The following is a 19190-nucleotide window of genomic DNA, read 5'->3' on the forward strand; positions in this document are numbered from 1 at the left end:
TATCCAGCCAGAGGGCCGAGTCAGTCGTCCGGCCGTCCGCGGAGCCGCTTGGTCTCGCCGCGGCGCTTCTTGTTGTCGAGCCGGCGCCGTACGGACCCCTTGCTCGGCTTGGTCGGCCGCCGCTTCCGGGGTGGCGGAGCGATCGCCTCCCGGATCAGCACGGCCAGCCGTTCCCGGGCGGCCTCGCGGTTGCGCCACTGCGACTTGTACTCCGACGCGGCGATCGTCACCACCCCGTCGACCAGCCGCGACTGGAGCCGCTCAAGCGCTCGGGTCTTCAGTACGTCGCTCAACGCCGACGTACCCGCCACGTCGAAGCTCAGCTCGACCCGGCTGTCCGTGGTGTTCACGGACTGCCCGCCCGGTCCGCTCGACCGTGAGAACCGCCACGCCAACTCCGCCTCGGGAATCACCACCCCCGCCCGCACAGTCACTCCACTCTCCACAGCTCCATTAGACCGGAGCACAATCACCAGATGGATGCCTGTGTCTTCTGCGGCCTGATCTCTGCCGACTCGGCCCGCTGGATCGCCAAAGAGGACGCAGCGGTCGCGTTCCTCCCGCTGCCCGGCGAGGAGATCGCCCCGGGGCACACCCTGGTTGTGCCGCGGCGTCACACCACCGCAGGTCTCCTGGACGCGCAGCCGGGCGACCTGACTCTGGTGATGGACTTGGCTCAGCGCATCGCGCAGAAGATGGTGGCCAGGCTCGGAGCGACCGGTGTGTGCGTGCTGAACGCCAGTGGGCCCGGCTCCGGCCGCAGTGTCGACCACCTCCACCTGCACGTGGTCCCGCGGTACCCGGGCGACGGTGACGACTGCCTGCCTTGGCCGACCGGGCGTTCGGTCCACCGCCTCGCTGTGGATCCGCAGGTGCTTCTCAGCACGTGAAACGGGCGGTTGAACCGTGAACGGCGCGACGTACCGTGGGTAGCTGTGAGCCTGGGCCTGTGGGTACTCGTCGCGGCAGTAGTGGCCGGCGTGGGGCTCAGTGTGCTCAAGGCCTGGGTCGACGGGCGGTTTCGCGGGAAGAGTGAGGACGACGTGGAGCGCGTGACGGCCGCGGAGTTGGGTGGGGAGCTGGGCGAGCGGGCGACGCTGCTGCAGTTCTCGTCGGCGTTCTGTGCGCCGTGCCGCGTCACGCGGCGGACGCTCGCCGAGGTCGAGGGCATGGTCGACGGCGTACGTCACGTGGAGTTGGACGCCGAGTCCCACCTGGAGCTGGTACGCCGGCTCGACATCCTGCGTACGCCGACGACGCTGGTGCTCGACAGCACCGGAGCCGTCGTGAAGCGCGCCAGCGGAGCACCGCGGAAGCCGGACGTGATCGCCGCGCTGGCCGTCGCGATCGACCGCCAGCCGAGCTGACAACGTCCGGTACGTGTCACCGGATGGCCAATGAACCGGGACTTAGGCAAGACTCTCCCGGTGAGCTCCCAAGTAGCAGGTTGGTACGACGACCCTGAGGACCCGACCCAGCAGCGGTACTGGGACGGCAACGCCTGGACGGATCAGCGTCGCCCGCAGGAGGGCCCACCCCCGTTCCAGGGGCAGTTCGGCCAGCCGAAGACGCAGGACTTCCCGAAGTACGGGCAGACCGCGGAGCACGGACAGGTGTACGGCGGCGGATCGGCCCAGTCGCCGGGTCAGTCACCGTCGCAGTTCGGCCAGCAGGCCCCGCAGCAGGGCGGCTACCCGGCGTACCCGCAGAGCAGCCAGGGCTTCGGCTACCAGGCCCAGGGTTCCGGCACCACCCCGGACGGTCAGATGCTGTCCGGTTGGTGGCGCCGTGTGTTCGCGCGCATCATCGACTCGATCCTCGCCTGGTTCATCGCCTTGCCGCTGACCGGGTACTTCTACTACCAGTCCAGCAAGGTGATGAACGCCTGGGTGGAGGACGTGCTGGACGCCGCTCGTGCCGGTAGCTCGACTCCGGTCTCCGTGCCGCCCGAGGTGTTCAAGTGGGCCATCCCGGCGTCCCTGCTCGGGGCTCTGGTCATGTTCGTCTACGAGTACCTGTTCCTGGTCGCGAAGGGCCGCACTCCCGGCAAGATGGCGACGGGGATCGCGGTCCGGCTGCGGGATGCGCCGGGCAAGCCGCCGCGCGGGGCCGCCGCGAAGCGATCTGCGCTCCTCCTGGTGCTGACCATGGCGGGCTCGATCCCGGTGGTCGGCCTCTTCGCCTCCCTCGCGCTGCTGCTCAACTACCTCTGGCCGCTGTGGGACGACAAGAAGCAAGCGCTGCACGACAAGATCGCCGCGACGAACGTGGTCCGCGTCTGAAACCCGGCACGCGTCCACAGTTTGATCAGTTGTCTCACGTGATGGGACCACGGGTGGTGTGCCCGCCGAGGTTCCGTAGTCTCGTTGCGTGGTTTACACGACATGGCTGACGAAGCGACGGGCAGTGGACAACTGCCGTGTCCGCTCTTCTCTGTGTCGTCGCCGCTGACCAGGCGGCGTCCCGAGCGCTGCGGAACCGGTCGCTGAGCACGGTTCCGCGTACGTCGCCTCCCGCAGACCCGGGCGGGTTCCGGCTCGACATCCTCCTTCACCGGGAGTCGTCATGTCCGAACAACAGACGGCACAACAGGTCGATCCGCGCGGTCTCCGGTTCGCGGCCGGCGTCACCACGGTCGTCCTGGCGCTGACGCTCGTACTGAACAACCCCTGGCCGCTCGCGGCGCAGGCCGTGGTGTTCGCGATCTCGGTCGCGTTCGGCGTGAGCGCGTCGCCGTACGGGTTGCTGTTCAAGCGGCTGGTCCGGCCCCGGCTGGGCCCGCCGAAGGAGCTGGAGGACGCGGCCCCGCCGCGGTTCGCCCAGTTGGTCGGCCTCGTCTTCGCGGTCGTCGGTCTGGTCGGGTACCTGACCGGCGTGACCGTCCTGGGAGTGGTCGCCACCGGATTCGCCCTGGTCGCCGCGTTCGTGAACGCGGCCGTCGGGCTCTGCCTCGGCTGCGAGGCCTATCTGCTGATCCACCGCATTCGTACGCCAACCACCGCTACCAACTGAGAGGCAGCACACATGAGCAGGGAATCCGCGCTCGTCTCGGCCGACTGGGTCGAGGAGCACAAGAACGACGCCGGTGTCGTCCTGATCGAGGTCGACGAAGACGTCTCGGCGTACGACGCCGGCCACATCGCCGGAGCGATCAAGCTGGACTGGAAGGACGACCTGCAGGACCCGGTCCGGCGGGACTTCGTCAACAAGGACCAGTTCCAGGCGCTGCTGTCCGATCGCGGCGTCAAGAACGAGGACACGGTCGTGCTGTACGGCGGCAACAACAACTGGTTCGCGGCGTACGCGTACTGGTACTTCAAGCTCTATGGCCACGGTGACGTGAAGCTGCTCGACGGCGGCCGCAAGCGCTGGGAGCTGGACAGCCGCGAGCTGACCGACGAGGTCGTGAAGCGCGAAGCCACGGAGTACAAGGCGAAGGACCCGGACCTGACCATCCGCGCCTTCCGCGACGAGGTCAACGAGGCCATCGGCGTGAAGAACCTCGTCGATGTGCGGAGCCCGGACGAGTACGCCGGCCGGCTGCTCGCGCCGGCGCACCTCCCGCAGGAGCAGGCGCAGCGCGCGGGCCACATCCCGACCGCGGCGAACATCCCGTGGAGCAAGGCGGCCAACGACGACGGCACCTTCCGCGCCGACGACGAGCTCAAGCAGCTGTACGCCGACGCCGGCGTCGACTTCGGCAAGGACACGATCGCGTACTGCCGGATCGGTGAGCGCTCGGCGCACACCTGGTTCGTGCTGCACGAGATCCTCGGCCAGGAGAACGTGAAGAACTACGACGGTTCCTGGACCGAGTGGGGTTCGCTGGTCGGCGTACCCGTTGCTCTCGGCGACGAGCCCGGGGAGGCCTGACATGTGCGGAGCGAAGCAGGGCGGACTCGACCTCAAGGGCGTGGACGTCGACAAGGAGGCCGTGATCCAGGGCCAGGTGCTGCGTGGCGAGGAGCCGGTCGGCGGCGCGTACGTGCGGCTGCTGGACTCCACTGGTGAGTTCACGGCCGAGGTGCCGACCTCGGCGACCGGGCACTTCCGGTTCTTCGCGGCGCCGGGCAGCTGGACGCTGCGCACACTGGCCCCGAAGGCCGACCCGGTCGACCGTCAGGTGGTCGCGCAGTACGGCGAGGTCGCGGAAGTGGCCGTCACCGTCTGAGCACTCGATCGTTACTGATGGTGCCACCCCACCCGACGGTGGCCCACCCTGAAGTAAGCACCGAAGGGCCCGGACCTTGCGCGTCCGGGCCCTTCGGCATGCTCGGATCGCCTGCCGGTCAAGGATTTCCGGGTCATCGCAGCCGGGTTACGGGTGGGACCGGGAAATCTCGTGGAACGAGCGACGATGTAACGGTTTGGTCTCGGAGCGCGGTCGGCTCGTCACCTACCGCAGTCGGCTGAGTTGTGTCTGTGTCCTGACCCGCACTTCGGGTCACGTCATCACTCAGGGAGGAGGGGTCAATGCGACCCCGCATCGGATACAAGAAGCTCGCCGCCGTCGGAGTTGCGGCGGTAGTCGGCGTGGCTTCTACGATTGCGCTGACGTCGGGTTCCGCGTCCGCCTCGCCGGTTTTCGGCTACAGCGGTTACGCGTACGGGACCGACGTTCAATCCGGGCTGGCGAACAGTGGCCCGCAGGTGATCAGCAAGTTCGGTTGCACCACGGACGCCAACAAGGCTGACAAGAACGACATCGCCACGGCGAACGTGAACGGGCAGGCGATCGCGCGCTCGGTGAAGACCGACACGCACAGCTTCAACAACGCCAGCGGCACCGGCGTCACCAGCAACGCGGTGGCCGCCGACATCCGCGTCGGCAACCTGCTCACGCTGACCGGCGTGAAGACCACCACCACGTCGAAGTACTCGAAGGGCCAGCTGTCCTACACCGGCAGCACCACCTTCGCGGGCGTGCGGATCGGCGCGGTCACGGTGCCGTCGCTGCTGAACCCGAAGCCGAACACCAAGGTCGCCGTACCGGGCCTGGGCTACATCGTTCTGAACCGTGTCGGCGGCGTGAAGACCGCGTCCGGCATCTACTCGTACGCGCAGGCGGTCGTGCTGCACGCGACGGTGAAGAACCAGTACATCCCGCAGGGCGTCGACGTCGCGGTGCTGAAGACCCGCGCGGAGATCTCGAAGCCGGCGACCGCACTGGTCATCGGTTCGGCGTACGGCACCAAGGCCTGGGCCGACAAGCTGGTCGTCTCCGACGCCACGTCCCTTCAGACCACCTGCCAGGGCACTGAGGGCAAGACGGTCCGGGTCGCGGTCGGCGAGCTGAACATCCCGAAGGTCGCCTACGTCGGCGGTGTCTACACCACCAAGAACGGCGCCATCGGCGAGGGCAAGTCCTACATCAACTTCACCTCGCACGTCGCGGGCGTGAAGGTCGGCAGCCTGTCGATCGGCGCCATCGAGTCCTCGGCCTCCGCGTGGAAGACCAAGGACGGCAAGGCCGGCGTCAGCTCGTCCTCGACGATCGCCTCCATCAGGGTCGGCGGCAAGAGCTACGCCGTCCCGACCGGCGAGAACAAGACCCTGGACATCCCGGGTGTTGCTCGCCTGACCTTCAACCAGGTCATGCGCCAGAAGCGCTACATCGAGGTCAACGCGCTGGTTGTCGACGTCTACAGCCTGAACACCAAGGTTGTCGTCGCTCACTCGGCCGCCGGCGTCGTCAGCTGATCTCAGCAGACACGCTCTGAGTCGAACCTCACCGACCCAGAACCCCCGGCCCCCGGATCCCGCACGGATCCGGGGGCCGGTTCTTTATGCGTCGAGGATCAGGGTCACGGGTCCGTCGTTGGTGAGGGCAACGTCCATGTGGGCTCCGAAGATGCCGCGTTCGACCTTGGCGCCCAGGGACTCGAGGGCGGTGCAGAACGAGTTGTAGAGGGGCTCGGAGACCGGGCCGGGGGCGGCGGCATTCCAGGAGGGGCGGCGGCCCTTGCGGGTGTCGGCGTACAGGGTGAACTGGCTGATGGCGAGGATCGGGGCCTGTTCGTCGGCGGCGGAGCGTTCGTCGTGGAGGATGCGGAGGGTCCAGATCTTCGCGGCCAGCGCGGCGGCCTTCTCGGGGGTGTCGTCGTGGGTGACGCCGAGCAGGACCACCAGCCCGGGCCCGTCGATCGCCCCGACCACCTCGCCGTCCACCGTGACCGACGCCCGGCTGACTCGCTGTACTACGGCTCTCATGACCACATCTTCTCGTGCGGGAGATCGTCCGGTCATCGGACCCTCCGACCGGCAAATATCCGTTTCGAGATGCGATCTGGCAGGATTCGTCCATGGCGTCGACTCTGATCACTGTTGCTCCTACCGGTGCCGAGACCGCGAAGGCGGACTGTCCGGCGTTGCCGACCACGCTCGACGAGCTGGTCGAGACGGCGAAGCGCTGCGAGGCCGCGGGGGCGGCGATGATCCACATCCACATTCGCGACGGTGAGCACAAGCCCACGCTGGACCTCGGCCGGCTGACCGAGACCGTCGCGGCGGTCCGGGAGAACACCGCGCTGATCGTGCAGCTCTCGACGGGCGGTGCCGTCACCGATCCGTACGAGGATCGCCTCCGCGTGCTGGACGCCGTACCCGACTCCTGCTCGCTGACCATGGGCACGGTCAACTTCGGCGACGACGTGTTCATGAACCCGTGGCCGTTCGTCACGCAGCTGTTCCAGCTCACGCAGGAGCGCGAGGTCGTTCCCGAGTTCGAGCTGTTCGACCTCGGCCACGTCGCCGCACTGCACCGGCTCCTCGACAAGTACGGCCTGCCGTACGGCGGACGCGTGCACTGCGACCTGGTGATGGGCGTCCCCGGCGGCATGCCCGGTACGGCGGACGCACTCGTCGCCGCCGTCAACGCGCTCCCCGACGCCGTCACATCCTGGTCCGCCACCGGCATCGGCCGTACGTCGTTGACCGTCGCGCTGGCCGCACTGTCGAAGGGCGGCAACCTCCGCGTCGGCATGGAGGACACGCTGACGCTGGCGAAGGGGCACCCGGTCACGCACAACGCCGAACTGGTCGAACGCGCCGCCGCCCTGGCGACCCTCGCTCAGCGCCCGCCGATGTCCCCGGACGAGGCCCGCGACCTTCTCAAGGTGAAGAAGTAGCCGGCGATCCCGGTCACGATGATCGTTGCCTCCAGCAATAGCCAGTCGCGGAGGTAGTCGCGGGCGAGCACGGTCGAGTTCGTACCTTTGCCCTGCCGCAGTAGTAGCGGCACGGCGATCAGGCTGGTGATCCCGACGTACAGCAAGGTCGTCCGCACCGCGCCGACCGTACGGTGCCGATCGGGCCCGGCCGACCATCGAACGAAGAGCCAGCCGACGCCGACGGTCAGCGGCACCAGGAAGAAGTCGTCGGCCACGACGGCCCCGCCCAGCCAGACCGGCAGTCGGATCAGCGCTGGTAGCTCCAGGGCGCTGAGCAGCAGCCAGAGTCCCCACAGTCCGACACCGACACCGGCGACGGCCAAACCGATCCGGGTCTTCACGAGATGACCTCCAGTCGATGCACCCACTTGGTCTGCAGGACCCCGGGCCGATTGGGCGCGATGACTCGCGCAGGGAACCCGTGGTCGAGCGCAAGCTCACCGCCGTTCAGCCGGAGCGCGAGCAGTGTCAGCGGATCAGCGGCGAAATCCGGTGGCAGCTCGCTCGTCGCGTAGAACCCGCCCTTCTCCATCGAGACGACCCGCACTCTCGAATGCGCCGGGGCTCCGGACAGTTCGAGCAGGTCCCGGATCCGGATGCCCTCCCAGCGGGCGCCTTGGCTCCAGCCCTCGACGCAGGCGATCGGCAGTTCGGAGCGGCTCTGCGGCAGCGCCCGTAGTTCGTCCAGCGAGTAGGAGAGCTGCTGCGGTCCCGTGATCATGAAGCGCCAGTTCTCGTCGATTCCGGTGACGCCGGCGGCTTCCGCCGTACGGTTCACCGGCAGGCCTTGGGGTCCGATGTTCGGCTTCCGCGGCGCCAGGACGGCGACCGGACCGAACGCCGGGACCGACTGCCCGACCGATGTGATGCCGACGAGCGTCGCGGCGCCGGCAACCGTCCGGAACAGCCCACGCCGGGTGAGCCCGGTGATTGCCGGCGGCAATGAGTCAGGCACCTTCTCGGCCGTACGCCGCCAGTTCGCGCGGATCAATGGGAGCTTGACGGCGAGGTGGACCAGCAGGGCGCCGACGATGATCCACGCCAGCGCGTAGTGGGTCTGCCGGAACGGGAACGGCCACGGGTACCACTGCAGGGTGTTGATGAAGCCGATGAACAGCTCCAGTGCCATCGCCGAAACCAGCACCAGGATCGACGCCCGCTCCAGCATCGTCGCGAGCGCCTTTCGGCTCGGCGGCCACGGCGGCTTCGCGAACAGCTTGGGGTAGACCGTCCACAACTTCGCCAGCAGCAACGGAACCGCGACGGTCCCGCTCAGCACGTGCAGTCCCTGAGTCACGCGGTACAGCGAGGCCGGACGACTGGGGATCGGCAGCCAGCTCGGGGCGTCCTGGGCGAAGTGGCTGTAGAGACCGGTCAGGAAGCAGATCGTCACAGCGACCGCGAGCCAGCGGCCGATGACCGTCGCCACCCGCGGGTGGTGCAGCGGCGACGGGAACGACTTCTCCGTCGGAGGTGCCGGGAGCTTCATGTTTCTACTACAACCCAGCCGGAGACGTGTGGACGGCGTACGGCGGTTACTGCTCGCGAACGGCGTACCCGGAACCAGTTATCCACAGGTCCGCGTCTGTACCGGAGTTGGTGGCACCGGTCGGGGCATACTCTGGGCAAACTTGATGGAAGGAGTGGCGCAGTGAAGACGCAGGAGCGGTCGTTCGACGATGACGAGCGGGCGATGGCCGATCTGGCCGAGGTCGTCGACTGGCGACCGATCTGGGGGCCGCCGGCCACCGGCATGGACGCGATCCGTGCCCTGGTCAACCGCGTCACAGATGCCACCGGCTGGCGTCCCTGGGCGCCGGGGACCATCGATCCTGATCGGTACACCTGGGGCCTGGTCACCCAGCGCGAGACTGTGATGCTCGTGCTGCCGGACGCCGTACTGCCGGAGTCGCCGCGGAGCGGCTGGTCGGCGTACGAGATCGGTTCGTCGGAGCTGCCGCAGGCCGAGGAAGGCCTCGACGCGCACTGGCCCGGCCAGCTCGAGATCGCCCGTCGCTACTGGGGTCCGCCGGTGTACGTCGGGCCCGGCGACGACCTACGCATTCCGCCGGAGTGGCGCGGCCGCCGCCGGCACCTGGCGGTCTGGCTGCGGCCCGGAGCCGAGTTCCACCTGTACGCGTCCCAGCCGGGGCCGGAGGACACCGCGGCCGGTTTCGGATATTCCGTCTATGCCAACGAGGTGGCCTGATGGCTGAGGATCAACTTGAAGCGGAAGACCTCCTGCGCATTCTGGTCAGGGAGTTCAAGCGCTACAAGGACTTCGGGCAGAACGTCTGGAACCGCCTGACGTCGCGGCAGCGACGCCGGGTGGGGATCGAGACGGGAGTCATCCGGGACCGCTGGGGCCCCGACCCTCGGTCGAACGAAGATCCCCGTGATCGCACCGCCCGGTTGGAGCGCGAGGCCGCGCGGGCGGAGGAACAGGTCCGCGATCTCGAGTCGCAGAACGAGAACCTGCGCGGCGACGTCGACCGCCTGCAGCAGCAGAACCGGGACCGGGACCAGGACCTGAACAACGACCGCGACCGGGACGGGATCGACGATCGGGTCGAGAACCGGACCGATCTCGATCGCGACCACCGCGACGACGCGACCGAGCGGCGGGACGAGGCCGCCGAGGAGCTCGACAACGCGAACGACCGCGACGGCGACGGCGTCGACGACTCGGTCGAGCGCCGCGAGGACGAACGCGCACGCGAGGACGACGAGCGCCGTAAGCGGGAAGAGCGGGAGAGCCAACAGGATCGCGCAGACGGGGTCGACCCGGTCACCGCTGGGGCGGCAGCCGGCGCGGTGGCCGGGGCCTCGGAACTCGCCGACGAACAGAACGCTGGTGACCGGCAGGAGGACCTCGAGGCGGACAGGGAGTCGACGGTCGACGCGGACAACGCGCTCGACGAGTCGACGGTCGATGCGGACAACGCGGTGGACGATCCGTCGGCTGAGGCGGACAACGTGCGCCAGACGGAGCCTGCTGCGGAGCAGGAGGGCGTCGATCCGTACGTGGCGGAGGAGGGGGCGCTCGGCAACGACGAGCGGTTCCAGCAGAACGACCTTGAGCAGGACGGCCAGCAGACGGCCCCCACCCTCGACGCGGACAACGAGCTCAACGAGCCGGGAGCCGACGCGGACAACGCGCTCGACGAGTCGACGGTCGATGCGGACAACGCGGTGGACGAGCCGTCGGCCGAGGCGGACAACGTGCGCCAGACGGAGCCTGCTGCGGAGCAGGAGGGCGTCGATCCGTACGTGGCGGAGGAGGGGGCGCTCGGCAACGACGAGCGGTTCCAGCAGAACGACCTCGAGCAGGCCGGCCAGCAGACGGCCCCCACCCTCGACGCGGACAACGAGCTCAACGAGCCGGGAGCCGACGCGGACAACGCGCTCGACGAGTCGACGGTCGATGCGGACAACGCGGTGGACGATCCGTCGGCCGAGGCGGACAACGTGCGCCAGACCGAGCCTGCTGCGGAGGAGACCGACGTCGATCAGTCAGCCGAACAGAGCTCGCCCGGCGCGACCAACGAGCGGGTGGTCGAGTGGGACACCGAGCGGGACGGTTCGCACATTGAGCTGGACTCCGACCAGGAATGGGACGGGACCGTCTACCAGACCGGCGAGAACGGTCCGAGTGTGACCATCAACGGCGGGCAGCAGGGACAGGAGCAGTCCGCCCCGGATGTAGAAGGCCAGGAGCAGGGCGGATCCCAGTCGGCGGAGGCGGTCAACCTCGACCGGGTCGAGGGGCAGACCTTCACCGTCGGACAGAACGGAGTCCAGTTCGCGGACCAGAACCAAGCGTCCCCCGCCACCGAGGGCCCATCGACCAGCCAGGCGCAGGGCACGCAGTGGCGTCCGCCGGAGCGGGCAGCCGAGGACCCGGCGATCGCCGAGGCACGAGAGACCCAGGGGGACAAGCAGCAGCGCGGTCCCGGCAAGGATCTCCCGCCACACGAGCAGGCGCAGTTCCACCACACTCGAGGAGACCAGGAGCCGCTCAGCAAGGTCGACCCCAAGAACGCGGCTCTCGCAACCAACGACCGCCCCGGCACTCCGGCCGCGCAACGCGGCCAGGACCGCGACCGCGGCGGCCGAGGCAACGACGGCCGAGGCGGCGACGGCGGCCGCGACTTCCGATGACCCAGCTACAACAACAGCAAGGTCCGCGGGCTATCGACGTCCGCGGACCGTGCTGTCAGTAGACGATTGCTTGGGTGTTGTCCGTGAGGATTTCTTCGGTGAAGGCGGGGGCGCCGGCGATGCGTGTGCCGGGGCGGAGGTCGGAGTCGGTGAGATCGCGGCGCTTGGCGCACTGGGTGCAGACGGTGAGTTGACCGCCTTCGAGGACCGCGGTGAGCAGGTCGGCGAGCGGCGCCGCGTGCGGGAGTTCGAAGGCTTCCGCGCGCCCGGGGACGGCGAACCAGACGGCCTCACCGGTCAGCCACAGGGAGACCGTGGCACCGGCCGCGACCGCGGTGGCGGCGACGGTGAAGGCCTGGTTGGCGCGCTCGGGCTCCTCGGCGCCTGCGGTCAGTTTGATCACCAGCGTGCGGGACATCACGCCACCGTAGCCGAAACCGCCGTACCCATCCTCTAGACTGACCAACGTGCTGCACGTCGTCTTCACCACGCTGCTGGTCCTGGTCTGTGTGTTCATGGGCTGGTTCTCGGCATTCGTCGTCTACCGGCTGTATCGCGGCCGTCGTGCGAACTGAGTGACCCCATGGCGTTCGAGATCCCGCAGGACCTGCACTCGGATCTGATCCCGCTCGCGTGGCTGCTCGGTCGCTGGGAGGGCCGCGGGCACGGTGACTACCCGACCATCGAGAAGTTCGAGTTCGGGCAGCAGATCGACTTCACCCACAACGGCAAGCCGTACCTGCACTACGTCAGCCAGACGTTCGTGGTCGGCGAGGACGGCACCAAGGAGCGTCCGCTCGCCGTCGAGACCGGGTTCTGGCGTCCGCAGCCGGACAACAAGGTCGAGGTCATCCTCGCGCACCCGACCGGCATCGCCGAGATCTGGTACGGCGATATCGACGGCGCGAAGATCGAGCTGCAGACAGATGTGGTGGCGCGCACCGTCACGGCCAAGGAAGTCACCGCCGGCCACCGCCTCTACGGTCTCGTCAACGGCGAGCTCCTGTGGGCCTACGACATGGCCGCCGAAGGCCAGGCCCTGCAGCCCCACCTCTGGGCGACCCTCGTCCGGTCCTAACTCTCCGACACCCAGGAGTACTCGACTTTCGGGCGGCCGCTGCGACCGTCGTAGCGTTGGGTTCGGAGCGCCTGCCCCTGGTCGGCGAGGTGTTCCAGGTAGCGGCGGGCGGTGATCCGCGAGGTGCCGAGCGACGTCGCCACCTCCTCCGCGGTCCAGCCCTCGCGATCGGCGAGGAGCTGTACGACGCGGTCGAGCACACCTCCCGCGAGACCTTTCGGTACCGACGAGGTCGTTGCCGGATGCAACAGCCGGTCCACCTCGTCCTGATCCGCGACGACCTGGCCGGCCTCGGCAGCGCGGCGCTGGCGTGCGTAGGCCGACAGCCGGTCCCGCAAGGTCTCGAACGCGAACGGCTTCAGCACGTACTGAACGACCCCGATCCGTGCGGCCGCCTGCACCGCCGCGACCTCGCGCGCCGACGTCACCGCGACCACGTCCGTTTGATTGCCAAGGGCCCGCATCCGCCGTACGACGTCCAGCCCGTGCCCGTCCGGCAGGTGCATGTCGAGCAGTACGACGTCGACGTTGCCCCGCGCAAGCACCTGCAGTGCGCGCCCCGCCGTACCGGAGACTCCCACGCACGTGAAGCCGGGCAGGCGTTCGACGTACGTGCGATGTGCTTCCGCTGCGACCGGATCGTCCTCGACGACGAGTACGCGTAGGTCAGGCACTCGCGCCCACCGCCCGCGGCAACCGGACCCGCACGGTCAGTGCGGGTACTTCGTCCAGCTCGGAATCCGGATCGACCATCAGTGAACCCTGCCACCGCTCGACCGTGCTCCGCACCAGCACGAGCCCCAGCCCGTGCCCCGGCTCCGCCTTCGTCGTCCACCCACGCTCGAACATGTGCGCCAACTCCACCGACCCCAACTCGGCACCCGTGTTCGTCACGATCAGGTCCACTGCGTCCGCGGTCGTCGCCGCCCGGAACTCGACCTTCCGCGGCGCCGGACCGCCCCGCGCCGCCTCGATCGCGTTGTCCAGCAGGTTCCCGACCACGGTCACCACGTCCTGCGCCGGCAGCCGGGTGTTCAGCGCTTCGTGCCCGAGGTCGAGGGTCAGTACGACGCCGCGCTCCTGCGCCTGCGACAACTTCGCCAGCAACAGCGAGGCCAGCACCGGATCGCCGACCGTGCCGACGACCCGATCCGTCATCGCCTGTGCGAACTGCAGCTCCGACACCGCGAACTCCCGCGCCCGTTCCGGTTTCCCGATCTCGATCAGGCTGACCACGGTGTGCAGCCGATTCGACGCCTCATGATTCTGTGCCTGCAGCGATTCCGCCAAACTCCGTACGGCGTCCAGCTCGCCGAGCAGCCGCTGCAACTGGGTGTGGTCCCGCAGCGTGACGATCCGCCCGCGCCCGGACGGCTGCTGGTTCACGACGACGACTCCTTGCGCGCCGAGGTGCAGCTCGTCGTACGCCGTCCGCCCGGTCCCTAGCAACTCGGCCAGAGCTGCACCGAGAGGGAGCTCCTCCAACGGCGTACCGGGTGCAACTTCGCGCAACCCGAGGAGCTGCAGCGCCTCGTCGTTCGCGAGCTGGACCCGGCCGTCGAGGTCCAGCAGGATCAGACCTTCGCGGGCCGCGTGCAGGACGCCTTCGTAGAAGTCGAGCATCCGCGCCAGCGACTGCGTGCCCATGCCGCGCGTCGCGCGACGGACGCGCCAGGTGACGAGCGCGTTACCCGCGATCGCGACGCCGAGCATCAGGCTCGCGATCCCGAGCATCGAGCGCAGGTCGAGCCGGGCCAGCTCCCACCAGCTCGGTGCGGCCAGACCGGTGGCCGCCGCGTCCCGGAGCGCCTGGGCGCGGGACCGGCTGACCATCACGATCCAGACCATCGCGATCAGGACCGCGACCGTGACGCTCTGCAGCCAGAGAACCTGGCGGCGCAGCTCCCACGGACGGTGTCGCATGCGCACAGTTTGCCCCTAATCCGTCCCTGACTCGCACTGCGAACGATATGAACGAAATGCGCACTTCTCCTGTGCGTCACGTCACAGTTACCCACAACCCCTCCGCCAGGCCGATAAGGGAGTCCCACCAATGTCGAGCCCGACCGAACCTCGTCCGACTCCGGTCCGCAACGACCGGACCCATTTCCTCTACATCGCCGTCATCGTCATCGTCGCCGTCGCACTCGGCATCGGTGTCGGTCTGCTGTTCCCGGACTTCGCCGTCGAGCTGAAACCGCTCGGCGTCGGATTCGTCAACCTGATCAAGATGATGATCAGCCCGATCATCTTCTGCACGCTGGTGCTCGGCATCGGATCGGTCCGCAAGGCCGCCCGTGTCGGCAGGGTCGGCGGTCTCGCGCTCGTCTACTTCCTGGTGATGTCGACGGTCGCTCTCGGTATCGGGCTGGTGGTCGGCAACCTGGTCCACCCGGGCTCCGGACTGAACCTGACCGAAAAGCTGCGTGAGTCGGGCCAGAAGCAAGCGGCCGGCGCGCACGCCAGTACGTCGGACTTCCTGCTCGGCATCATCCCGAAGACGATCGTCTCCTCGTTGACCGAGGGCCAGGTGCTGCAAACGGTGTTCGTGGCGCTGCTGGTCGGCTTCGCGCTGCAGGCGATGGGCTCCAAGGGCCAGCCGGTCCTGGACGGCATCACCCATCTGCAGCGGCTGGTGTTCAAGGTGCTGTCGATGATCATGTGGGCGGCCCCGATCGGTGCCTTCGGCGCGATCGCCAACGTCGTCGGCGCGACCGGCACGGATGCCCTGGTCAGCCTGGGCAAGATCATGCTGGCGTTCTACATCACCTGTCTGATCTTCGTGGTGGTCGTCCTCGGCACCATCCTGCGAGTGGTCACCGGGATCTCGATCTTCCAGTTGCTGCGCTACCTGGGCCGCGAGTTCCTGCTGATCGTGTCCACGTCGTCGTCGGAATCGGCGCTGCCGCGGCTGATCGGGAAGATGGAACACCTCGGCGTCGACAAGTCCGTTGTCGGTATCACCGTTCCGACCGGCTACTCGTTCAACCTCGACGGTACGGCGATCTACCTGACGATGGCGTCGCTGTTCATCGCCGAGGCGATGGACCAGCCGTTCTCCCTCGGCCAGCAGATCTCCCTGCTGCTGTTCATGATCGTCGCGTCGAAGGGGGCCGCCGGTGTCACCGGTGCGGGCCTGGCGACGCTGGCCGGCGGTCTGCAGTCGCACCGGCCGGAACTGCTCGACGGCGTCGGTCTGATCGTCGGCATCGACCGATTCATGTCCGAGGCCCGTGCGCTGACGAACTTCGCCGGCAACGCGGTCGCGACCGTCCTGGTCGGCCACTGGGTCGGCGAGTTCGACAAGAACCAGGCCGAGCAGGTGTTCGCCGGCAACGACCCGTTCGACGAGGTCGCCTTCGCCGCCGGCGACACCCACGCCGGCGACGTCCCGGCCGCGGTGGAGTCCCGATCAGCTGACGCCTGACCCGCCCCTCCACCCCCACGCACTGCCTGCCGGCCACAGACCGGCGGGCAGCGCGCTGTTCTTTGTGCCCCGATCAATCACTGGCCGGCTTCTTTGAGCACCCATCAACCATTTCCGGACCGGATTTTTGGTTGATCGGTGCTCAAAGTCGGCGGGCAGGGCCTTACTACTTGCCGTCCAGCAGTTCGATGACCGGTGCGAAGTCCTCGAGGTAGCCCGAATTGACGCTGATGTAGCTCGCGCCGATCTGGTCGCGGCGGCGCAGGAGTTCGTCGGCCATCTCCTGCGGAGTGCCGCGGAGCAGCATCAACGAGTCCATCGCCTCGAGCTCGTCGGGGTCGACGCCGGAGGCGCGCTTGGTCCAGGGCGGCAGCGGGCGGGTGCCGGCGGCGAGCAGGTTCATCGCGAGCTCGATGTCGTCGGCGCGGGAGCCGGCCAACTCACGCAACTCGCGCGCGACGGCCGCAACCTCCGCGCGAGGAGTGGTCGCGTCCTTGGCCAGCGAGACGATGTCGGCCCGCTCGGCCGCGAGCGCGAGCGCCTTCGGCCCGCCGGCGGCCAGCATGATCGGCGTACGGCGGTCGCCGTCGAGCTCGCGCAGCAGGTCGAGGGTCTCGATGACCTGCTCGCGCCGCTCCCGCGCCGTTCCCCACCGCAGGCCGACCTCGGCCGTCTGCTGCTCCGCGACCGGACGGCCGGTGCCGATGCCGAACTCGAACCGCCCGTCGGTGAGCACGGTCAGGGTGTGCGCCTCCCAGGCGGTCTGTCGCGGCGTCCGCAACGGCGCGGCGGCGACGAAGGTGCCGACCCGGATGTCGGCGACCGCGGCCGCCATCGCCAGCGAGGAGAACGGCGCCGGGAGCTGCAGTCCGTCCGGCATCAGCACGGTCTGGAAACCGAGATCCGCCGCCTGCCGAACCGTCTTCACCCACTCCTCGCCGGTCGTCGGACTGCCCGCCACACCGAATCGGAACTGCCTCGCGTTCATCGCCCTGCTCCCTCCGTCGTTGGATGACTCCAGCCTCGCGGCCGATGGGGTCTGTCCACATCCCACGAGGGGAGGCGTTCGCCGTACGCCGACCGACGTACTCTGGTGACATGTCACGTATGCGCAGCCCCCTGCTGGACCGGCCCGGCGCGGTCGAGGCCGACGGACTCGACGCGGGCGTCGCGGCGCACTATGGCTCGGACCTGCGCGAGCAGCGGGCCCTGGTCGCGGGTGAGGCGTTCGTCGATCTGTCGCACCGCGACGTGGTCACGATCACCGGCCCGGACCGACTGACCTGGCTGCACGCACTGACGACGCAGTACTTCGAAGGCCTCAAACCCGGTACGTCGACGACCGCGCTGCTGCTGTCTCCGACCGGGCACGTCGAGCACGTGATGTACGGCGTCGACGACGGCGAGACGTTCTGGCTGCACACCGAGCCGGGCGCGGCCGCCGCGTTGGTGGAGTGGCTGCAGAAGATGGTGTTCATGTCCCGCGTCGAGATCGCGGACGTGACCGACGACTACGCGATCATCTGGCGGCCGGGCGCTCCCGAAGGTGAGCATCTGACCCGTAGCGGTGATGACTCGCTGGGTGGGCACGAGGTGTTCCTGCCGCGCGCCGAGTTGGCTGGGCTGGAGGGCGCCGCGGCCGGGATCTGGGCGTACGAGGCGCTCCGGATCGAGGCGGGCGCGCCGCGGTTCGGGCTCGACACGGACGAGCGCGCGATCCCGAACGAGCTCGGATGGCTCGGTGTCGGCGTACATCTGGAGAAGGGCTGCTACCGCGGCCAGGAGACCGTCGCGCGGGTCCACAACCTCGGCCGCCCGCCGCGCCGCATCGTCCGCCTGCTGCTCGACGGCTCCGTCGACCACCTGCCGGCGCACGGGTACGCCGTCTGCGTGGGGGACAAGCAGGTCGGCGTCATCGGCTCCGCGGCCCGCCACCACGAGCTCGGCCCGATCGCCCTCGCCCTGATCAAGCGCAACGTCGACCCCAGCGCCGTACTCGAGATCGTCGCTGAGGACCAGCCGACCGTGACCGCGACCCAAGAGCTCTTGGTCGACCCCGAGGCCGGCCTGCACGTCCGCGCCCGGCTGTAAGCCGCAAACTAGACGGGTGAGCGGAGGCGGCGGCCAGGGGACGGGATGCTGGCGGGGCTGGCCAGGCCCAGAGTGCCCAGGAACCGTTCGAGGCTGAACGCGGCCATGCCGAGCGCGACCGGATTGCCGGGAACGCGGGACGCCTCGACGGTGAGGTTGGGCAGGGACCCCGGCAGGACGTGATCCGGCAGCTCTGCGCGGACCGCGGGGATCAGCCAGTCGCCCAAGGCCGCTGTGGTCCACCCGGTCAGCGTGATGTGCGCGATGTTCAGCAAATTCACCAGGTCGCCGAGCGACGCCGCCAGGTAGTGAGAGGTACGGCGGGCAAGCTCGTCCAGCGCACTGTCACCACGCGCCAGCCCGTCGGCGACGGCATCCACGAACCCGCGCTGCTGTGGCTCCCGCAGCGCGGCATGATCCTGGTCGATTTCCGACAGTGTGGTCTGTAGTCCCTGCACACCCAGGTACGCCTCGACGCAGCCGAGCCGGCCGCACCGGCAGCGCCGGCCGTCCAGCTGGAGCAAGGTGTGTCCCCACTCGCCCGCGTTGTTCGCCTCCCCGCGGAGCAGGGACCTGTCGATCACGATGCCGGCGCCGACCCCGGTGCCGAGATTGACCACCGCCATGCTTTTGGTCACCCGGCCGACGCCGAACCACAGTTCCGACAGCGCGACGGCCTTCAGCGGGTTGTCGACGTACACCGGCAGGCCGAGGCGTTCCGCGAGCAACGCCTCGATCGTGACGTCGTGCCAGTCCCAGTTCGGTGCGAAGACCGAAACCCCGGCGTCCGGCCGGACCTGGCCGGGCATGCTCACGCCGGCGCCGATGATCTGGTCGCGCTTGATGCCGTCCGCCCCGACCGCCGCGTCGACGGCCCGGACGATGCCGTCGACGACGTACGCCGGTCCGCTCTCGTGCTCGTCGAGCGCGACCTGATGTTGTGCGAGCGGCTGGAGAGTGACGTCGTACACCGTGGCGTCGACGTACGTCTCGGCCACGTCGATGCCGAGGATGCGGCCGCGGTCGGGGTCGATCGTCAGCCGCTCGTACGGGCGGCCGACCGTGTTCTGCTCGACCGTCGCGATCCGCAGCACCCCCTCGGCGAGGAACTGCGTGACGAGGGTGGCGACGGTCGCCGGGCTCAACCCGGTGTGCCGCGAGATCTCCTGCCTGGTGGACGGCCCCAGGGCGAACAGTGCGTGCAGCACCTCGAACCGGCTCTCGTTGCGCAGGTCACGAGACGTCTGCCGCGGCACGTTCATCC

At 68.8% G+C, this 19190-nt stretch carries 22 protein-coding genes; 13 read left to right on the forward strand and 9 right to left on the reverse strand.

All coding sequences use genetic code 11. The features are described from left to right. Positions 1–20 precede the first annotated feature (20 nt). Entirely contained in the window at positions 21–434 is a 414-nt protein-coding gene (gene arfB / locus EV647_RS15315; protein ID WP_238157124.1) for an alternative ribosome rescue aminoacyl-tRNA hydrolase ArfB, read from the reverse strand. Between the two features lie 42 nt (positions 435–476). Between arfB and EV647_RS15320 the strand changes: the two genes are divergently transcribed. The 7 genes from EV647_RS15320 to EV647_RS15350 all read left to right on the forward strand — a co-directional run bounded on the left by EV647_RS15320 (position 477) and on the right by EV647_RS15350 (position 5700). After that, positions 477–890, forward strand: coding sequence for an HIT family protein (locus EV647_RS15320; protein ID WP_134003237.1), 414 nt, complete (start codon positions 477–479; stop codon positions 888–890). Positions 891–935: 45 nt separating this feature from the next. Further along, on the forward strand, positions 936–1367 hold the full coding sequence (locus EV647_RS15325; RefSeq protein ID WP_131345096.1) for a thioredoxin family protein: 432 nt from the start codon (positions 936–938) through the stop codon (positions 1365–1367). A 60-nt stretch (positions 1368–1427) separates the two neighbouring features. Further along, positions 1428–2282 (forward strand): RDD family protein, encoded by an 855-nt coding sequence (locus tag EV647_RS15330; protein WP_166680336.1) that lies wholly within the window; start codon positions 1428–1430, stop codon positions 2280–2282. A 283-nt stretch (positions 2283–2565) separates the two neighbouring features. Further along, a complete protein-coding gene (locus EV647_RS15335) occupies positions 2566–3012 on the forward strand; it encodes a DUF4395 domain-containing protein (protein WP_134003241.1) in 447 nt (148 codons plus the stop codon). 12 nt (positions 3013–3024) lie between these two features. Then, positions 3025–3873 carry a sulfurtransferase gene (locus EV647_RS15340; RefSeq protein ID WP_133787201.1) on the forward strand — a complete coding sequence of 283 codons (849 nt, stop codon included), beginning with the start codon at positions 3025–3027 and terminating at the stop codon, positions 3871–3873. A 1-nt stretch (position 3874) separates the two neighbouring features. Continuing rightward, complete coding sequence (locus EV647_RS15345; protein WP_131294190.1) at positions 3875–4171, forward strand: DUF1416 domain-containing protein; 297 nt, start codon at positions 3875–3877, stop codon at positions 4169–4171. 302 nt (positions 4172–4473) lie between these two features. Beyond that, entirely contained in the window at positions 4474–5700 is a 1227-nt protein-coding gene (locus EV647_RS15350) for a choice-of-anchor P family protein (protein ID WP_134003243.1), read from the forward strand. Positions 5701–5784: 84 nt separating this feature from the next. Here the strand turns inward: EV647_RS15350 and dtd are convergent, their stop codons facing one another. Then, complete coding sequence (gene dtd / locus EV647_RS15355) at positions 5785–6210, reverse strand: D-aminoacyl-tRNA deacylase (RefSeq protein WP_134003244.1); 426 nt, start codon at positions 6208–6210, stop codon at positions 5785–5787. Positions 6211–6302: 92 nt separating this feature from the next. Between dtd and EV647_RS15360 the strand changes: the two genes are divergently transcribed. After that, entirely contained in the window at positions 6303–7127 is an 825-nt protein-coding gene (locus tag EV647_RS15360; protein WP_134003246.1) for a 3-keto-5-aminohexanoate cleavage protein, read from the forward strand. Here EV647_RS15360 and EV647_RS15365 read toward each other — a convergent pair. Further along, positions 7070–7510, reverse strand: coding sequence for a hypothetical protein (locus tag EV647_RS15365; RefSeq protein WP_134003248.1), 441 nt, complete (start codon positions 7508–7510; stop codon positions 7070–7072). The genes EV647_RS15360 and EV647_RS15365 overlap by 58 nt on opposite strands. Beyond that, positions 7507–8658 (reverse strand): molybdopterin-dependent oxidoreductase, encoded by a 1152-nt coding sequence (locus EV647_RS15370; protein WP_134003250.1) that lies wholly within the window; start codon positions 8656–8658, stop codon positions 7507–7509. The genes EV647_RS15365 and EV647_RS15370 overlap by 4 nt, the downstream gene beginning before the upstream one ends. 162 nt (positions 8659–8820) lie before the next feature. Here EV647_RS15370 and EV647_RS15375 point away from each other — a divergent pair, with 162 nt between their 5' ends. Together EV647_RS15375 and EV647_RS15380 are read left to right on the forward strand one after the other, a co-directional pair. Further along, positions 8821–9378 carry a hypothetical protein gene (locus EV647_RS15375; protein WP_238175487.1) on the forward strand — a complete coding sequence of 186 codons (558 nt, stop codon included), beginning with the start codon at positions 8821–8823 and terminating at the stop codon, positions 9376–9378. Further along, the gene (locus EV647_RS15380) at positions 9378–11330 is read left to right on the forward strand and encodes a hypothetical protein (protein WP_134003252.1); all 1953 of its coding nucleotides are present in this window, start codon (positions 9378–9380) and stop codon (positions 11328–11330) included. The genes EV647_RS15375 and EV647_RS15380 overlap by 1 nt, the downstream gene beginning before the upstream one ends. 55 nt (positions 11331–11385) lie before the next feature. On the opposite strand, the gene EV647_RS15385 is transcribed toward EV647_RS15380, so the two are convergent. After that, complete coding sequence (locus EV647_RS15385) at positions 11386–11748, reverse strand: DsrE family protein (RefSeq protein ID WP_134003254.1); 363 nt, start codon at positions 11746–11748, stop codon at positions 11386–11388. Between the two features lie 165 nt (positions 11749–11913). Between EV647_RS15385 and EV647_RS15390 the strand changes: the two genes are divergently transcribed. Next, positions 11914–12408: an FABP family protein gene (locus EV647_RS15390; RefSeq protein ID WP_134003256.1), complete on the forward strand. Its 495-nt coding sequence runs from the start codon at positions 11914–11916 to the stop codon at positions 12406–12408. Here EV647_RS15390 and EV647_RS15395 read toward each other — a convergent pair. Both EV647_RS15395 and EV647_RS15400 read right to left on the reverse strand, forming a co-directional pair. Continuing rightward, the gene (locus tag EV647_RS15395) at positions 12405–13082 is read right to left on the reverse strand and encodes a response regulator (RefSeq protein ID WP_134003258.1); all 678 of its coding nucleotides are present in this window, start codon (positions 13080–13082) and stop codon (positions 12405–12407) included. The two genes, EV647_RS15390 and EV647_RS15395, sit on opposite strands and share 4 nt — an antisense overlap. Further along, the gene (locus tag EV647_RS15400) at positions 13075–14331 is read right to left on the reverse strand and encodes a sensor histidine kinase (protein ID WP_134003260.1); all 1257 of its coding nucleotides are present in this window, start codon (positions 14329–14331) and stop codon (positions 13075–13077) included. The genes EV647_RS15395 and EV647_RS15400 overlap by 8 nt, the downstream gene beginning before the upstream one ends. A 130-nt stretch (positions 14332–14461) precedes the next feature. Between EV647_RS15400 and EV647_RS15405 the strand changes: the two genes are divergently transcribed. Continuing rightward, the gene (locus tag EV647_RS15405; RefSeq protein ID WP_134003262.1) at positions 14462–15835 is read left to right on the forward strand and encodes a cation:dicarboxylate symporter family transporter; all 1374 of its coding nucleotides are present in this window, start codon (positions 14462–14464) and stop codon (positions 15833–15835) included. Between the two features lie 166 nt (positions 15836–16001). Here the strand turns inward: EV647_RS15405 and EV647_RS15410 are convergent, their stop codons facing one another. Beyond that, complete coding sequence (locus EV647_RS15410) at positions 16002–16823, reverse strand: LLM class flavin-dependent oxidoreductase (RefSeq protein ID WP_134003264.1); 822 nt, start codon at positions 16821–16823, stop codon at positions 16002–16004. Positions 16824–16933: 110 nt separating this feature from the next. Here EV647_RS15410 and EV647_RS15415 point away from each other — a divergent pair, with 110 nt between their 5' ends. After that, complete coding sequence (locus EV647_RS15415) at positions 16934–17926, forward strand: folate-binding protein YgfZ (RefSeq protein ID WP_134003266.1); 993 nt, start codon at positions 16934–16936, stop codon at positions 17924–17926. Between the two features lie 8 nt (positions 17927–17934). Here the strand turns inward: EV647_RS15415 and EV647_RS15420 are convergent, their stop codons facing one another. Next, positions 17935–19188 carry an ROK family transcriptional regulator gene (locus EV647_RS15420; RefSeq protein WP_134003267.1) on the reverse strand — a complete coding sequence of 418 codons (1254 nt, stop codon included), beginning with the start codon at positions 19186–19188 and terminating at the stop codon, positions 17935–17937. Positions 19189–19190: the final 2 nt, after the last annotated feature.

Source organism: Kribbella sp. VKM Ac-2566, assembly GCF_004366005.1.
Taxonomy (GTDB): domain Bacteria; phylum Actinomycetota; class Actinomycetes; order Propionibacteriales; family Kribbellaceae; genus Kribbella; species Kribbella pratensis.

Bases quoted from the DNA above. Each gene is read 5' to 3' on its own strand.
- EV647_RS15320 (WP_134003237.1), top strand. From the start codon at position 477: ATGGATGCCTGTGTCTTCTGCGGCCTGATCTCTGCCGACTCGGCCCGC.
- EV647_RS15335 (WP_134003241.1), top strand. From the start codon at position 2,566: ATGTCCGAACAACAGACGGCACAACAGGTCGATCCGCGCGGTCTCCGG.
- EV647_RS15340 (WP_133787201.1), top strand. From the start codon at position 3,025: ATGAGCAGGGAATCCGCGCTCGTCTCGGCCGACTGGGTCGAGGAGCAC.
- EV647_RS15345 (WP_131294190.1), top strand. From the start codon at position 3,875: ATGTGCGGAGCGAAGCAGGGCGGACTCGACCTCAAGGGCGTGGACGTC.
- EV647_RS15350 (WP_134003243.1), top strand. From the start codon at position 4,474: ATGCGACCCCGCATCGGATACAAGAAGCTCGCCGCCGTCGGAGTTGCG.
- dtd (WP_134003244.1), bottom strand. From the start codon at position 6,210: ATGAGAGCCGTAGTACAGCGAGTCAGCCGGGCGTCGGTCACGGTGGAC.
- EV647_RS15360 (WP_134003246.1), top strand. From the start codon at position 6,303: ATGGCGTCGACTCTGATCACTGTTGCTCCTACCGGTGCCGAGACCGCG.
- EV647_RS15370 (WP_134003250.1), bottom strand. From the start codon at position 8,658: ATGAAGCTCCCGGCACCTCCGACGGAGAAGTCGTTCCCGTCGCCGCTG.
- EV647_RS15380 (WP_134003252.1), top strand. From the start codon at position 9,378: ATGGCTGAGGATCAACTTGAAGCGGAAGACCTCCTGCGCATTCTGGTC.
- EV647_RS15385 (WP_134003254.1), bottom strand. From the start codon at position 11,748: ATGTCCCGCACGCTGGTGATCAAACTGACCGCAGGCGCCGAGGAGCCC.
- EV647_RS15390 (WP_134003256.1), top strand. From the start codon at position 11,914: ATGGCGTTCGAGATCCCGCAGGACCTGCACTCGGATCTGATCCCGCTC.
- EV647_RS15400 (WP_134003260.1), bottom strand. From the start codon at position 14,331: ATGCGACACCGTCCGTGGGAGCTGCGCCGCCAGGTTCTCTGGCTGCAG.
- EV647_RS15405 (WP_134003262.1), top strand. From the start codon at position 14,462: ATGTCGAGCCCGACCGAACCTCGTCCGACTCCGGTCCGCAACGACCGG.
- EV647_RS15410 (WP_134003264.1), bottom strand. From the start codon at position 16,823: ATGAACGCGAGGCAGTTCCGATTCGGTGTGGCGGGCAGTCCGACGACC.
- EV647_RS15415 (WP_134003266.1), top strand. From the start codon at position 16,934: ATGTCACGTATGCGCAGCCCCCTGCTGGACCGGCCCGGCGCGGTCGAG.
- EV647_RS15420 (WP_134003267.1), bottom strand. From the start codon at position 19,188: ATGAACGTGCCGCGGCAGACGTCTCGTGACCTGCGCAACGAGAGCCGG.